This is a genomic window from Pseudomonas sp. P5_B3, assembly GCF_056400405.1.
Map to the genome: position 1 here is coordinate 55925 of NZ_JBFULI010000008.1, position 14088 is coordinate 70012.

Below are 14088 nucleotides of genomic sequence, written 5' to 3' on the forward strand. Positions count from 1 at the left end.
TCTTGAGGACTTATCTCGTGTCCAACATCGTTGCCGATCATCTCGTTTTACTCGACCACCTGCGCAGCATCCTGGTCGCCGTAGGTGAGGCCGAGCAGGTTCCCGAAGAAAGCCATGCCTTGTTCCTTGAGCGCTTCGACGAATTGCTGGCGTCACTGCCGATCGACCCAATCGAAAGCCAGTACCTGGGCCAGGACATCCTGACTCAAGTCATTTCCCGTTATCCGCAAATCGCCCACCTGATTCCACGGGATCTGCTGTGGTATTTCGCCGGTGACTGCCTGCACTACTTGTCCGATGAAGAGATCGACCTGTATCAGGCATTGGAAGAGCGCCGCTTCGAAGCCGAACAGAACGACGAACCTTTCGACTGGAACCAGGAAAAGCAACTGCTGGCATTGTCGAACCAGGACAGCAAGCACTGATCTTCTATCAGTGATGCCAAAGGCCCGCATGCTTGAGCATGCGGGCCTTTTTATTTATTGCCTTCAGCACACCCCGTCAACATCAGGCAAGCGCACCGTGCTGCGACCTTGCCCGAATCGCTCGCCCGCCCGCCTAAACCCAGCCTTTGCACCAATGGTTTTGTTTAAATTCATGGCACTTTGGACTGATTGAACTACCTTCAAACAATAAGAAGTCATCACGGCTGGATTTTCCACGTTAGCTTCAGTGATCAGACAGCAAATTGGCAAAAGGAGTTACCTCACCATGATCCTGGCAGGCGTTTTCCGGCTCTGTACCTTCATTACCGATTGCTTTCCGAGGGAACCAGGTCGCTCGCTGTCCCGCCAGATCAGCGAAGTGGACCCGCTCGTGTGTAACGCAAGGAATAACGCCAAGGCTATGGATAGCGGGTCTGGCGCATTGGGAGGGGGATAGCCCGATCCCCGTGAAGTGAAGTGATCCGAGACAACTCAGTCCGCCTAAAGACGGCCCATCCAGTGAGGATGTACTTAATGAGCTTTCGTACCGAGCCCGCTTTCAAGCGAATTATCCATGGCCTGTTCTGGATGGGCCTCAGCGTGGATGCGGCTCAGGCCGCGCCGGCCAATTGCCCGCAACTGGACAATTGGCCGACAACCTACGAGGTCGGTCAGGGGCTGCAGAGTGAACTGCGCAGCCCCGTTCCGGTAACGCAACTGGCGGTGGGTGACCCGAAAATTGCCGACGTGCAACCCAGCGGCAGCAGCGCGTTCATACTCACGGGCCTTGCACCGGGGACCACCAGCCTAATGGTCTGGACCGCCTGTTCGAAAACGCCGCGCCAAAGCATGGTGTTCGTCAAGGGTAAAGCCACGTCGGCGCTGACCAGCGTGCCGTCGGTGCCTTCCGACGACCCGCTGCTGCCGAGCCAGGTGCAGACCGATATCCGCTTCGTTGAAGTCAGCCGGACCAAGCTCAAGGAAGCTTCCGCCTCGATTTTCGGCGTCCGCGGCAACTTCCTGTTCGGTTCGCCGAGAACCTTGCCCACCATCGGCGGTATTGTTTCGCCGGTGATACCGGTGAGAAACGACCAGTTCAACCTCGCTTTTGCTACCGGCAATACCCTGGTGGCGCTCAACGCGCTGGAAGGCAGCGGTTTCGCCTACACCCTGGCACGGCCAAGCCTGGTAGCGCTCAGCGGGCAGAGTGCGAGCTTCCTGGCCGGCGGTGAAATACCGATTCCGGTGCCCAGTTCCGGCAGCGATAACGTGTCCATCGAGTACAAGGAATTCGGTATCCGCCTGACCCTGACGCCGACCATCATCGGGAAAAACCGTATCGCGCTGAAGGTGGCGCCGGAAGTCAGTGAACTGGACTTCACCAACGCCGTGAGCATCGCCGGCACGATAGTCCCGGCCTTGACCGTGCGCCGTACCGATACCAGCATTTCCCTGGCCGACGGCGAAAGCTTCGTCATCAGCGGCCTGATCAGCACCCACAACGATTCCCAGGTGAACAAGTTTCCGGGGCTGGGCGATATCCCCATTCTGGGCGCGTTTTTCCGCGACAACACCATCAACCGTGAAGAGCGCGAACTGCTGATGATCGTCACCCCGCATCTGGTCCAGCCACTGGCGGCCAATGCACAACTGCCGTCATTGCCTGGTGAGCAGCTGCGCAATTACGACCCGAACTTCTACCGCATGTTTTTCCTGGAAAATGGCGACTTCGACAGTCGCAGCGGGCTCTCGCAATGAACCGGAGCCTGAACCAGACGGGCCTCGCCCTCACGCCTGACGGTGACTTTGCACGCTTGCCGGGCCAGCCTTATTGCCATTGGCCAGGCGTTCAACCTGTTGTAGCCAGGGGACCTTCGATGAAAGCAGTCATTGCAATAGCGGCGACATTAATGCTCGCAGGTTGTGCCAGCAACGGCCTGTCTTCGCGACCGGCCAGCTGTGCCAAGCCCGATTCGGAGCAAGAACTGGCCCTGAACCTGGCCGACAGCATGGCCGACGAAGGCCGTTTGTATGCCAGCCTGGCGAATCTGGAAGGAATGCCCGATAACCTGGTGCAGGTTCGCCTGCGCAAGGCTCGGGTGCTGCGCTTGATGGGGCGTAGCGGCGACGCGCAGCCCTTGTACGAAAGCTTGCTCGGCACCTGTCTGGCAGCTGAAGGGGAACTTGGCCTGGGCCAACTGGCCGCCGCCAAAAATGATAACGCCAGCGCTGCCACTCACCTTGAGCGTGCGGTGCAGATGGCCCCCACCGACGACAGGATGCGCAATGACCTGGGGGTCGTCTATCTCAATCAGCACCGGATCCCTGAAGCACGTTTTGAGTTCATGACCGCCATGGAGCTCAAGCAGGCAAACACACTGGCGGCACTCAATATGGTGACGCTGCTGATCTACCAGGATAACTGGAAATCGGCTGCCGAACTCGTGACCCGCGCCGACTTGAGCCCCAAGCAAGTCGTAGAGGCTCAAACCCGCGCGGAAAAACTCAAGGCCTCCGCCCAAAAAGTGGTGGCTACCGATGGCAATCGCAAGGCTGAGGTAGCCGATGCCTCCACCAGTGCGAACAAGTAGAACGCAAGAGGAGTCGAGATGAATACCAAACGGCTGTTGATCCTGTGCACGGCTTGCCTGTCCACCACTGCCTGGGCCATTGAGCCGGGCCCCTCTTCGCCGTATCAACAAGGCACCGAACAATGGTTGCAACTGCAGATTCGCGGTGTGGTTGCCTCCACTAAACTGCAAACCGCTTCGGCCACCGAACGTGACCTGGCCATGCAGCGCTGGCTGAATAGCTTCAACTACCCGATTCCGCAATATTTTGACCAGGATGCAGCGGGACAAATGACCATCGGCAACTGAGGCATGTCGATGGGTGATCAGCCTCTGGCGTAGTCCAGAGTGGCCTGGCTAAAAAGCCAGGCTCAATCACGAATGCAGGAAAAAACAGTCCAGGTTCTACAAGGTGGAGCAGGCGATTGGAGTGAATGCACTCCGTTTGCCTGCTCCACCCCATTCTTATGCAGTACAGCCTGCCTGTTCGACAGCAAGCCACTCCTGCTCACTTACCGAATACTCTGAGTACCCCGATCAAGGCTGGGCCGATAGCGACCAGAAAGAAGCTCGGCCATAGACAGAAAATCAGCGGAAATATCAACTTGGTGCCGACTTTCGCCCCCATCTCTTCGGCGGCTTGCGTACGCCGGTCGCGGAACTCATCGGCATAGATGCGCAAGGTGTCGGCCACGCTGGTACCAAAACGAATACTCTGTGCCAACAGGCTGACCAGCCCTTGTACGTCATCCAGGCCAGTGCGTACAGCCAGTTGCTTGAGCGCCTCGGTACTGGAAAGGCCCGCGCGGATTTGCGCATTGACCAGGGCCAGCTCTTCAGCCAGATCGACTTGACTGACCGACATCTCCTCGGCCACCCGCTCGATGGTCGTGGGCAAGGCCAGGCCCGACTCCACGCACACCACCATCAGATCCAGCGCATCCGGAAACGCGGCACGCAGCCGGCCTTGTCGCATCTGCTTACGCTTGGCGACATACAGCGCTGGCACCAACCATCCGATACCGGCCACCAAGACCACCAGCAGCAGCCCCAGTATCAGGGATACCTTGGGAATCATCGGCAACAGCAGCAGCGCAATACCCATCAATAACAGCGGCAACATCAAGCGTGCCGCCCAGTATATTTGCACCGCCGACGAGGAACGGTATCCCGCATGCATCAACAGGGTCTGGGTCACGGAAGTCTGTGCCGATTCGGCTGAGCCAAAGCGCTGGCCGACCCGTTCCAGCAACAGTTGCAGATTACCCGGGGCGTCCTGCCCGGTCGTGTTGCCTAAATGACCACGCTTGATCAGCGCCAGGCGACGCTGCACGGGATCCTGAAGCCCCATCATCAGCAAACTCACGGCGACGACCACAAGCCCCGTACTCAAACCGATCGCACCAAGGAACAACAGGCGAGCCAGCTCCTCGTTCCCCGTGGCCCGACTGAACAACCCGAGCAAAAAGTCCATGACCTGTACCTCCCGGTGGCGAACACCGCTTAAACCTGAATCCGGATGATTCTGCGTATCCAGAAAATTCCGATCAACATGGCGCAGAACGCCCCGATGATCAGCTTGTGGCCGGTGGGATCATTGATCAGCACAGGCAAGTAACTGGGGCTGGTGACTATGATCGCGATCGCCAGCACGAAGGGAATGGCCACCAGCACCCAGGCCGACATGCGCCCTTCCGCCGACAGGGTTTTGACTTTGCGCTGAAAGCGGAAGCGCCCGCGAATCAGCCGACTCAAACGCTCCAGCACCTCGGTCAGATTACCGCCGGTCTCACGATGGATCAGAATCGAAGTCACCAGCATCATCACCGTCATGCTCGGCATCCTCTCCAGCAGGCCGAGCATGGCCCGGCGCACATCGTTGCCATAGTTGATATCGGCGAAGGTCAGGCCGAACTCATGAGCGACCGGCCCCTTGTGCTCCTCGGCCACCAGGCGCAGGGTTTCGTTGAATGGGTGCCCGGCGCGCAGAGCGCGGCACATGGCATCCAGCGCATCCGGCAGGCCTTCCTCGAACGCAGCGAAACGCTTGCCACGGTCGCGAGAAATTTTCAGCAGTGGTACCCAGAACACTGCGAAGCCGGCCAGCAGCGCCATCCACCAGACTGACGAGATCATCCAGATCGAGATGCCTGCACAGGCGCCCAGGAACAGCCCGAGCAACAGCACCCGATAAGCACGATATTCATGACCGGATTGCTCGATCAGCTGTGTCAGGTTCGCCATAAAGGGCAACTGCTCGAGCGTGGCCTCCAGTGGCGACAAGCGCGTCAGGTACTTCTGCCTCAATACCGTTTGCATGTTGGGCAAATTATTGGCTTTTTCCATTACGTGCAGGCGGCCGCGGATGCGCTTGCGCATCTTGCCGGCCTCGCCGAATACCGGCACCGCCACCCCCTGGGACAGGAGGAAGACGGCGATAAACACCATGCCGAGGAACATCAGAATGAATTCACCGGGAACCTGGTTCATGGCTGCCGTGCCTCCATCCATTCAGGCCTGAACATCGTCAGCGGCAACTCGATGCCGCGCTTGGCCAGCACATCGCGGAAGGCGGGGATCATGCCGCTGGGCCGATAATCACCCAGCACTTCGCCGTTTTCGCCCATGCCATGGCGCGCAAAGGAGAAGATTTCGGTCATGGTGATGATCTCGCCTTCCATGCCATTGATTTCCTGCACACTGACCAGTCTGCGCTTGCCGTCCTCCTGGCGTTCCAGCTGGATCACCACATCAATGGCCGAAGCGATCTGCTGACGCATGGCCTTGATCGGGAAAGTAGCCCCGGTCATCGACACCATGTTCTCGACCCGCCCCAACGCATCGCGCGCGGTGTTGGCGTGGATCGTGGTGAGCGAGCCGTCGTGGCCGGTGTTCATCGCCGTCAGCATGTCCAGCGCCTCGACGCCGCGCACTTCGCCAATCACAATGCGGTCCGGACGCATCCGCAGGCTGTTGCGCACCAACTCCCGCTGGCTCACCTCGCCGCGCCCTTCGATATTCGAAGGCCGGGTTTCCAGGCGCACCACGTGAGGCTGCTGCAGTTGCAGTTCGGCCGAGTCTTCGATGGTGACAATCCGCTCGTTGTGCGGAATGAAACTGGACAGCACATTGAGCATGGTAGTCTTGCCACTGCCGGTACCGCCGGAAATCAGCACGTTCAAGCGCCCACGGACAATCGCCTTGAGCAGCAGGGCAATGGCCGGGGTCAACGTCCCCACCTGGATCAGGCTGTCGGTATTGAGCAGGTCCACCGCAAAGCGCCGGATCGACATGCTCGGACCGTCGATGGCCAGCGGCGGGATAATCGCGTTGACCCGCGAACCGTCCTTGAGCCGGGCATCCACCAACGGTGAGGACTCGTCGATACGCCGCCCGAGACTGGAGACGATGCGGTCGATGATGTTCAGTAAATGCTGATCATCGCGAAAGCGCACATCGGTGCGTTGCAGTTTGCCAAAGCGCTCGACATAGACCGAGGCATGACCGTTGACCAGAATGTCGGACACGCTGTGATCGGCCAGCAACGGTTCCAGGGGACCAAGGCCGAGCACCTCGTCGGTGATCTGCTTGATGATCAACTGGCGGCTGGACGTACTCACCGGTGCCGAATGTTCATCGAGCAGGCGTTGGCAAATATCGCGAATCTGCCGTGTGGCCTCAGCCTGTTCAAGGGAGTCCAGCAAGGACAGGTCCATGACCTTGAGCAACTGCTGGTAGATCCTTTCTCGCCACTCGGCCTCCACCGGGGTGACCTGACTTTTGGTTTCATAAAGAACGTCCGGCGTTGCACGCTCCCACGCCATCACTTCCTCTGCCGGATCCAGCTGGTCGTCACCTGGCTGGTTAGCCTGCGACGGGGCGGATTTAGCGGATTGTTTGCGCAAGCGGTTACGAAAGTCACTGATCATGGGTCACCCCCCGAAAAAACGGTTGAAGGCGCGTTTGAGCACACCTTTTTTTCCAACCACCTGGTTGCCGACCAGGTCATCGGCCACGTTGCGCAGGGCAGCGGTGATCGCCGCCTTCGGCGCATGCAGACCCAACGGCACGCCAGTGTTCTGACTCTGGCTGACCACGTTGAAGTCGTTGGGTAATTTCGCCAGGTTCGTGCAGCGCAGCGCTTCGCCGATATCTTTGAGGCTGACCGCCGCCGACTTGTCATAGCGGTTGACCACTATCTGCAGTTGATCCCCACGCACACCCAGGTCTTCGCGAAGCATCCGCACCAGGGAGCTGGCATCGCGCAGATGGCTGACGCTCTGCTGCACCACCACGTACACCCGATCCACCTGTTCCAGCACGGAGCCGGTGAGGTGGTCGATTTGCCGTGGCAGATCGATCACTACCCAGTCATAGCTGGCGCGGGCCAACTGCAACAGGGTGTCAAGTTGCTCGGGTTGGGCATCCTGCGGCAGACACAGCTCACCGGCCCGGCCACCCAGCACATGCAAGGTCGGGCTGAAGTGGCTGCAAAAACCCCGTAGCGCGACGCTGTCCATGCCGTCGATCTGATGCAACACCTCCAGATGGCTGTGAACCAGCGCCACATCCAAGTAATGCGTCACGCTGCCAAATTGCAGGTCCATGTCCAGCAACAGGGTACTGCCACCCTTCATGCTGAGCTGCTGAGCCAGGTTGCAGGCCAGCAAGGTTCCACCCGAACCGCCCTTGGCGTTCATCACGGCGATCAATTTCCCTACTGTCCCACTACCGGTCCGAACCTCCATGACCAGCCGATTCAAGGCGCCGACCAGTTCCGTCTCGGCAACAGGCTCCGGCAGCACATCACGGGCACCGGCCTGCATCGCCAGGCGCATGCCTTCCTGTTCGCTCAGCAGCCCGCACACCAACATCGGCGGACGCTCATGGGCCGGGCGCTGCAACAGTGCCGCCAGCTCTTCACGCCACAGGTGGCTGACGCGCAACAGCAGCAGATCGGGCATCCGGTCCAGGCCGTAGAGCGGGTCGACATGCCCATTGCTGACCAGGCGAGTGCTCACCTCCAGGCTGGGCATGCGTTGGCAGACGCTCTGCAGGTCGCGCAACGACGTGGCATCACGGCTGCTGATCAGCAACCTGAGCCCGGCTTTGCCGGTCGAACTGGAGAGTGGAGTGTCCCTGGTATTCAGCATGGCGTGATCTCCCCGGAATCGGAATGACGCCCGAGGCTTTCACGTGGCAACGTTGCCCTGAAGGCGGGCAAGGTAATGGGCACGCCAAACCCGGGAATGAACAGTTTGAAAACGAAGTTTTGCAGACTCAACTGGACATAGCGGATGGCACGAAAACCAGTGACGCTGACCAGGTCAGCGGGGTTGGCCACCAGCGCACCGTTTACGTCCAGATAGGTCAACGTCAGGTTGGTGGTGGCCAGATTGCCGATCAGCTGGCTCGTACCCGCGTCGGTCGCGGCATTGAAGATCGCTCGCCGCAACACCACCGGATCGCTGATATTGCACACCGCCGCCAGGCGCGTACCACGGCGTACGGCCTCATCCAGCGCATTGACCGTGAAGTACAGGCGGCCCATTTCCACCACGCCGAACAACAGCGTGAACATCAGCAGGCCAATGACGGCGAACTCCACCGTATAGGTGCCGTGCATGTGCTTTCTGTTCATCACAGGGCCCTCATCACGGTAGTGGCGACCAGCGGAATGCTCAGTGTAATCCGATTACCAAAAAAGCCGGGAAGCGATCCGGTGCAATTGCCAGCGCCAATCACCGGGCAGTACGTGTAAGTGATGGTGACCCGCACATGGTCGGTACCCACTGCGGCAACGACTACATTGCCAGTCGTCAACCCTGACACCACAGCGGTACCGGTGTTGGCCGGCACGCCATACACCGCCACGTTTTGCGTCTGGGTCAGTAGCGCATTGCTCACAGCGACCGCACCTAGCGTCGAGTCCCAGGCCTGGCTGGCGACGAAACGGTYGGCATCGCGGCTGGCCTGCAGCAGGACGTTGTACTGGTAGAGCATGCGGCCGAACTCACCGAAGGCCAGCAACAGCAACAGCAACACCGGCAGGACCAGGGTGAACTCCACAATGGCCAGGCCTTGCTGGCGCTGTGGATGTTTAAATCCGTGAAGTCTCATGACGCCTCCTACGAGTCAGTGCTCGGAGTGCCGCTGCCGTTGAGATAGGTTTTGTAGAGCTGAATGATCTGCGGGCCGGAATCGGTTGACGGCGAGGGGCCGGCCACGTTGTCGCCTTCGCACGTTTTCACGAACTGACCGAAGATCTGCGAGTCCGTGCCGCCGCCATCCATGGGCTGCACCACGAAATAGCAGCCGAAACCGAGGACGGGGATCGTGGTTGAACCGCCCTGTTTACCGGTGCAGTCACCCACCACGACTTTCAGCATCCGGCGCTCGAACACCCCATTGCCCTGACAGCCACTCCCCCCCGCCACACACGCGGCAACGCTCGCACGCCAGTCGTTGTAGTCCAGTATCGAGTTGCTGCCCGCCGTGAGATTGCCATTGCTCGAGGTGACGGCTTGTCCCTGGTACATCTTTTGTGGAGGGACGACTGAGTCGTCGTAAGTGATCGCGGGGGTGCTGGACGTAGTCACCAGATCCGGCGGATAGGCCGAGGCACTGACCTGCCCCTGATAGATGCCGAAGCGCGTATTCAGGCCTTGAGAGGTAGGGCCGACCTTGTTGCCAGGGGCGGTCTGGACATTTTGCCCCACATTGCGACAGACCTTGCCACCGCCGGCCAGATCTTCCTTGACCTGATTGCCGCCCGAGCCAAAATCGATCAGCTGAAAGTTACCTGGACCAATGGGAGACGAATTACCGGCAGCCGTCTTCAATACCTGCAAATCACCAAACTGGAAGCCCCAGAACATGCCTGCGCCCGGGTTATATTTAGTCGAGTCGCCACAGACCATCAAAGGCGCGAGATCGCAGGGGCTGGTAGGGCTGGGGCCTGCGGTGGCGATCGCCGCCACCGCTTTGGCTCCCGGACCGCCAGTGCCGAATGCCTGGGCGACGTTCCAGAAAAATCCCTTCAGGCTATAGCTCGGTACCGATACCCGAACGTATTTGGCATCCGCCGGCCCGGGATAGGAGAACGGACCATAGACGCTGCTTGCCAGTTCCACCACTGCAAATGCACCGGCATTGCCACCGACAGCCGTGGCCAATTCATTGTTGCCCGTGGCATTGGCATTCTGTACCAGCGTATTGAGCGCGGCGGTCTTCGTCGTGCTGGCACTGTTGATACCACCCGCCACCTGGCTCAGGGTCTTGGCGCCACTCAGGGCGGCGGCGTCCACTGCATTCTGCAGGCGCGTTTTGTTCAGCAGCATATGCCCGCCGTCCAAAGCCAGCGCCGCCATCATGGCCATCGCCGCCAACGAGATCACCATCAATACACTCACCGACCCTTCCTGGCGCCTTGGCGTCGAAGTGAACGGCCGCTGAATACGAAGATTCATCATCAAGCCCTCGATTGCCGATACTGATCCGGATCGGCTCCGCCAATGCCTGGGTGCCCAGGCGCCTCTACCGCCCTGTCAACGCATGTTCACTACACTGGCCTGGACTCCACGGATAATGGTGACGGCTCTGCGACTCTCTCCATTACCACGCGGCACTACGCGTTTTGGCTCTGTGGCGGTAGCCACCGCCATGACCGATGCGGCAGGCGTAACGGTCGCGATTTTTTTCTCGGCGTTCAGTGGGTTGCGCAAGGTCAACTGCAACTTCCCTTCCGTTTGCGCCGTGACCAGGGTTTCAGCCTCGGCGGTCGTCATCTCCAGCGTCACGGCGCGCACCACTACCGGTTGAGTCTTGTCGGTACCCGCGGTCTGATCCACCGCCAATACCCGCAGGTTCTCGAGGATGGTTCTGGACGTGGCGCTGTTACTGCCGGCATTGGTGGTTTTGGTTGCCAGTACATCGACCCGGTTACCCGGCAACAGGAATCCGCCAACGCCGACCACATCGTCCACGCGTACCGATATGGCGCGTTTGTCAGGTGTAATCAAAGAGGCCAGGGTGCTGCCCCCCAGGTGCTCGCTCAGACGTGCACCACGCACGATGTCGCCCCGCAGAATGTCGAACGTGGCGATCTTGCCCACGGCTTTTTCGCTGGCATCGAAGGCATCGTCCGGGATCGTATCCATGGGCATGCGTACAGTCGTGACCTGCTGGGCCTCGACCATCTGTCCGAATGGAATCTCTACCGTGGCGACCACCACGCTTCGCAGGTGGTCATCCGGGCTGGCATTGAGCCGCGCGCTCAGCCAGGAGTCGGCCATCCATGCAGCCCCAAGGCCCATGGCCAGAGAAACGCCTATCAGGGTAAGCGTACGAGAGCTCATGTCAGTATCTCCGTTTCAAAGAAAGTCGAGCTGGACGAAGTAGTTGTGCCAGGCCCATTCCAACTCTTTCGGTGACAGTGGTCCGGAACCGCCGATATAACGCTGGCGATCGAGCGCCATGTTCAGGAGATCGCGGGGATGGCAGGGCACCAGGGGCATGCCTTCGCTTGCATACAGCCTTTGCAGCGCATAACGCACCAGCAGCGGGTCATAGGAAATGCCCAGACGCTCGCTTTCCATACGCCAGATCTTTTCGTACTGCTCGGGCTTCAGGTAACCGAACTGCAGCTTGTAGCCAATCCGGCGCAGGAAGGCCTCATCGGCCAGTTCCAGGGGATTGAGGTTGGTGGAAAACACCAGAATCAGATCGAACGGCAGCTCGCAATGCCGACCGCCGCCCAGGTTGAGGAAATCGCGTTTCTCTTCCATCGGGACGATCCAGCGATTGAACAGTTCGGCGGGGGCCATGCGCTGGCGCCCCATGTCGTCGATGATGAACAGGCCATTGCTGGCCTTGAGCTGCAAGGCGGCCTGGTATTGACGGGTAAAGGGGTCATAGCGAACGTCCAGCTGTTCCATGCTCAACTCACCGCCCGTGATGACGATCGGGCGTTTGCAGCGCAGCAGTCGACGGTCGATCCCTTCGTTGAGCATCAGATTGTTCTGCTGGGCATTTTCATCGAGCCGCTGATGCACCTGCGGGTCATAGATCTCGATCACCGACTCGTTGATGACGATGGCATGAGGGACCCAGATGGCCTCGGCGAACAGACGGATCAGCCGACTGCTGACATATGTCTTGCCGGTACCCGCGGGGCCATAAATCATGATCGCGCGCCCGGAGTTCATCGCCACACCCAACTGATCGAGCATCTCCTCCGTGAGCACTACGCCAGCCAGGGCATTGCGCATATCGTTGGCGTTGATGCGACCATGGTGAATGGTCTGCAGTTTGATCAGGGAACGGTAAGCACTCACCGGGAAGGGTGCCGCACCGATATAGCCACTTCGCGACAGGGCATCGCGGGCGACACTGCGACCACGCTCGGTCAGGCCATAACGCAACATCTGCCCGCCCGTTTGACTCACCTGGCCCAGCACTTCGACACGGCCATCCTTGCGCAGAAACGCCAGGACCTCTTCAAGTACCGCGCCGGTCAGCGCCAGGCGGTCCACCAGTCGCGACATGTCCAGTACACCGGCATCAAACAAATGTTTGCACACCAACTCGCCGAGAAAACTGTCGGTCAGACCGGTTTCGCGGATTGTGCACGGCTGAGGAGCCAGTCGCTGCACCGCTTCCCGCGCATTGGGGAAAGCATCAGTATCAACCATGACGTGCATGACTAATCTCCCAACCCACTGGCAACGAGTTGCCAGCAGGCGCTGTTCAAAGTGCCCCACCGGCAACCAGTTGCCAGTAGACGCTGCTCAAAGTGCCGATCAATATTGCAATCGTATAAGGGAAAGGTTTGCCGGCTACTTCATCTGAAGCGGGCGCAAAATAGGCCTGCGCTCTCAGAATCAACCAATAGCGCCCCACGGTCTGAGACAATTGACCACGAAACAGCACGATCAGAAAACCGCACACGCCACCGGCGATCAGGCTGAACATTGCAGCCCACAATGCGTAGTGAAACGGTAGAAAACTACCGACCATGGCCATCAATTTGACGTCGCCGGCAGCCATGCCCCCCAAGGCGTACATGGGCAGAAACAGCGCAAAACAGATCAGGATGCCCAGTAGGCTGTCACCCAACCCGCTGACACCACCCGAATAAATTTGACCGACCAATCCCAGGGAAAGTCCCAACAAGACCAGCATGTTGGGAATACGGTGGCGAAGCAGATCGCTCACCACCGCCACGCCCAAAAGTCCTACCAGTAAAACAGTCGATACCATCAGTTCCGTGGACATGGCGTGTCTCCCTACTGGGATTAGTCGTTAGCACGCAACGTTGCTATTGGCGGCCTGACACAGTGCTGTGATTTGAGTAGTCACCGCACCTCCAACTTTCAAGAAGATTGCGGCGACAGCCACCGTAATCAAACCGCCCGCCACTGCGTATTCCACGATGGTCAGGCCATCCTCGTCTTTGAAGAACGCCAGCCCCAATGTTTTAATTTTCTGCAAAGTCATTTTGCGCACCTCACTTCAGCAGTCATAAGTCTCAGAACTACACTGGCAGGGACAGCGCGAAATCCATTGAGTAATCCGGCAGCTCTATCAGCAAATCAATAACAACCGGTTGCTCCATGGACGTCGCATGTCCCCACACCCAAAGTTGGTTAAGGGCACGCAACGTTGCCATTGGCAGCCTTGCACAGCGCTGTGATTTGGGTAGTCACCGCGGTTCCAAGCTTCACGAAGATTGCGGCGACAGCAACCGTAATCAAACCGCCGGCCACCGCATACTCCACAATGGTCAGACCATCTTCGTCTTTGGCAAATTTCACTACCGAAGCCTTGATTGTTTGCATGATCATTTTGCCCACCTCACTCGAATGTTGTTTTTTCTGAGGCAGTACTTTCTGCGCTGCCTGATGTAACCCTAGTCAGGGGCAAGGCATGGGCGTTAGTAAGATTTTGCACATCGCTAGGACTTTTTTGCGGGGTGGCCAAATACGGGTCATTGGCCTTTGCAGAAGTCATGGGAGGGGTAAACAAGGCGTGGCAAAGCAATGGCGATTATCAATAATTCACAAGCGACAAACGGTTCAACCCGGGCTCGTCGA

The 14088-nt window shown here is 58.9% G+C and carries 16 protein-coding genes; 4 read left to right on the top strand and 12 right to left on the bottom strand.

Annotated elements, in window-relative coordinates; translation table 11 throughout:
• Positions 1 to 17: 17 nt before the first annotated feature.
• From AC1DRN_RS07445 to AC1DRN_RS07460, 4 genes are all read left to right on the top strand, one after another.
• Positions 18 to 425: a PA2817 family protein gene (locus AC1DRN_RS07445; RefSeq protein WP_007991629.1), complete on the top strand. Its 408-nt coding sequence runs from the start codon at positions 18 to 20 to the stop codon at positions 423 to 425.
• Positions 426 to 959: 534 nt separating this feature from the next.
• Positions 960 to 2183, top strand: a complete 1224-nt coding sequence (locus tag AC1DRN_RS07450; RefSeq protein ID WP_223459642.1) for a type II and III secretion system protein family protein — start codon at positions 960 to 962, stop codon at positions 2181 to 2183.
• A 119-nt stretch (positions 2184 to 2302) separates the two neighbouring features.
• Positions 2303 to 3016 (top strand): tetratricopeptide repeat protein, encoded by a 714-nt coding sequence (locus AC1DRN_RS07455; protein ID WP_223459644.1) that lies wholly within the window; start codon positions 2303 to 2305, stop codon positions 3014 to 3016.
• Between the two features lie 18 nt (positions 3017 to 3034).
• Positions 3035 to 3304: a DUF3613 domain-containing protein gene (locus AC1DRN_RS07460; RefSeq protein WP_223459646.1), complete on the top strand. Its 270-nt coding sequence runs from the start codon at positions 3035 to 3037 to the stop codon at positions 3302 to 3304.
• Positions 3305 to 3503: 199 nt separating this feature from the next.
• Here AC1DRN_RS07460 and AC1DRN_RS07465 read toward each other — a convergent pair whose 3' ends face one another.
• The 12 genes from AC1DRN_RS07465 to AC1DRN_RS07520 form a co-directional block, all read right to left on the bottom strand.
• The gene (locus tag AC1DRN_RS07465) at positions 3504 to 4469 is read right to left on the bottom strand and encodes a type II secretion system F family protein (protein WP_223459648.1); all 966 of its coding nucleotides are present in this window, start codon (positions 4467 to 4469) and stop codon (positions 3504 to 3506) included.
• 29 nt (positions 4470 to 4498) lie between these two features.
• Positions 4499 to 5485 carry a type II secretion system F family protein gene (locus tag AC1DRN_RS07470; protein WP_223459651.1) on the bottom strand — a complete coding sequence of 329 codons (987 nt, stop codon included), beginning with the start codon at positions 5483 to 5485 and terminating at the stop codon, positions 4499 to 4501.
• Positions 5482 to 6924 carry a TadA family conjugal transfer-associated ATPase gene (locus AC1DRN_RS07475; RefSeq protein WP_223459653.1) on the bottom strand — a complete coding sequence of 481 codons (1443 nt, stop codon included), beginning with the start codon at positions 6922 to 6924 and terminating at the stop codon, positions 5482 to 5484. Before AC1DRN_RS07475 ends, AC1DRN_RS07470 begins: the two co-directional genes overlap by 4 nt.
• Before the next feature lie 3 nt (positions 6925 to 6927).
• Entirely contained in the window at positions 6928 to 8148 is a 1221-nt protein-coding gene (locus AC1DRN_RS07480) for an AAA family ATPase (protein ID WP_223459655.1), read from the bottom strand.
• A complete protein-coding gene (locus tag AC1DRN_RS07485; protein ID WP_223459657.1) occupies positions 8142 to 8636 on the bottom strand; it encodes a TadE/TadG family type IV pilus assembly protein in 495 nt (164 codons plus the stop codon). The genes AC1DRN_RS07480 and AC1DRN_RS07485 overlap by 7 nt, the downstream gene beginning before the upstream one ends.
• Positions 8636 to 9115 carry a TadE/TadG family type IV pilus assembly protein gene (locus tag AC1DRN_RS07490; RefSeq protein WP_477786661.1) on the bottom strand — a complete coding sequence of 160 codons (480 nt, stop codon included), beginning with the start codon at positions 9113 to 9115 and terminating at the stop codon, positions 8636 to 8638. Before AC1DRN_RS07490 ends, AC1DRN_RS07485 begins: the two co-directional genes overlap by 1 nt.
• An 8-nt stretch (positions 9116 to 9123) precedes the next feature.
• A complete protein-coding gene (locus AC1DRN_RS07495) occupies positions 9124 to 10467 on the bottom strand; it encodes a TadE/TadG family type IV pilus assembly protein (protein WP_223459661.1) in 1344 nt (447 codons plus the stop codon).
• 75 nt (positions 10468 to 10542) lie between these two features.
• On the bottom strand, positions 10543 to 11352 hold the full coding sequence (cpaB, locus tag AC1DRN_RS07500; protein WP_223459663.1) for a Flp pilus assembly protein CpaB: 810 nt from the start codon (positions 11350 to 11352) through the stop codon (positions 10543 to 10545).
• A gap of 15 nt (positions 11353 to 11367) precedes the next feature.
• The gene (locus tag AC1DRN_RS07505) at positions 11368 to 12696 is read right to left on the bottom strand and encodes an AAA family ATPase (RefSeq protein WP_223459665.1); all 1329 of its coding nucleotides are present in this window, start codon (positions 12694 to 12696) and stop codon (positions 11368 to 11370) included.
• Between the two features lie 46 nt (positions 12697 to 12742).
• The gene (locus AC1DRN_RS07510) at positions 12743 to 13270 is read right to left on the bottom strand and encodes an A24 family peptidase (protein WP_223459667.1); all 528 of its coding nucleotides are present in this window, start codon (positions 13268 to 13270) and stop codon (positions 12743 to 12745) included.
• A 27-nt stretch (positions 13271 to 13297) separates the two neighbouring features.
• Positions 13298 to 13492, bottom strand: a complete 195-nt coding sequence (locus AC1DRN_RS07515; protein ID WP_223459669.1) for a Flp family type IVb pilin — start codon at positions 13490 to 13492, stop codon at positions 13298 to 13300.
• A 149-nt stretch (positions 13493 to 13641) separates the two neighbouring features.
• Positions 13642 to 13839, bottom strand: coding sequence for a Flp family type IVb pilin (locus AC1DRN_RS07520; RefSeq protein WP_223459671.1), 198 nt, complete (start codon positions 13837 to 13839; stop codon positions 13642 to 13644).
• Between the last annotated feature and the right edge of the window lie 249 nt (positions 13840 to 14088).

Excerpts from the sequence above, each read along its gene's own strand:
- AC1DRN_RS07495 (WP_223459661.1), bottom strand. The coding sequence starts at position 10,467 with ATGATGAATCTTCGTATTCAGCGGCCGTTCACTTCGACGCCAAGGCGC.
- AC1DRN_RS07505 (WP_223459665.1), bottom strand. The coding sequence starts at position 12,696 with ATGCACGTCATGGTTGATACTGATGCTTTCCCCAATGCGCGGGAAGCG.
- AC1DRN_RS07510 (WP_223459667.1), bottom strand. The coding sequence starts at position 13,270 with ATGTCCACGGAACTGATGGTATCGACTGTTTTACTGGTAGGACTTTTG.
- AC1DRN_RS07520 (WP_223459671.1), bottom strand. The coding sequence starts at position 13,839 with ATGATCATGCAAACAATCAAGGCTTCGGTAGTGAAATTTGCCAAAGAC.
- AC1DRN_RS07460 (WP_223459646.1), top strand. The coding sequence starts at position 3,035 with ATGAATACCAAACGGCTGTTGATCCTGTGCACGGCTTGCCTGTCCACC.
- AC1DRN_RS07465 (WP_223459648.1), bottom strand. The coding sequence starts at position 4,469 with ATGGACTTTTTGCTCGGGTTGTTCAGTCGGGCCACGGGGAACGAGGAG.
- AC1DRN_RS07480 (WP_223459655.1), bottom strand. The coding sequence starts at position 8,148 with ATGCTGAATACCAGGGACACTCCACTCTCCAGTTCGACCGGCAAAGCC.
- AC1DRN_RS07470 (WP_223459651.1), bottom strand. The coding sequence starts at position 5,485 with ATGAACCAGGTTCCCGGTGAATTCATTCTGATGTTCCTCGGCATGGTG.
- AC1DRN_RS07515 (WP_223459669.1), bottom strand. The coding sequence starts at position 13,492 with ATGACTTTGCAGAAAATTAAAACATTGGGGCTGGCGTTCTTCAAAGAC.
- AC1DRN_RS07485 (WP_223459657.1), bottom strand. The coding sequence starts at position 8,636 with ATGAACAGAAAGCACATGCACGGCACCTATACGGTGGAGTTCGCCGTC.
- AC1DRN_RS07455 (WP_223459644.1), top strand. The coding sequence starts at position 2,303 with ATGAAAGCAGTCATTGCAATAGCGGCGACATTAATGCTCGCAGGTTGT.
- cpaB (WP_223459663.1), bottom strand. The coding sequence starts at position 11,352 with ATGAGCTCTCGTACGCTTACCCTGATAGGCGTTTCTCTGGCCATGGGC.
- AC1DRN_RS07475 (WP_223459653.1), bottom strand. The coding sequence starts at position 6,924 with ATGATCAGTGACTTTCGTAACCGCTTGCGCAAACAATCCGCTAAATCC.
- AC1DRN_RS07450 (WP_223459642.1), top strand. The coding sequence starts at position 960 with ATGAGCTTTCGTACCGAGCCCGCTTTCAAGCGAATTATCCATGGCCTG.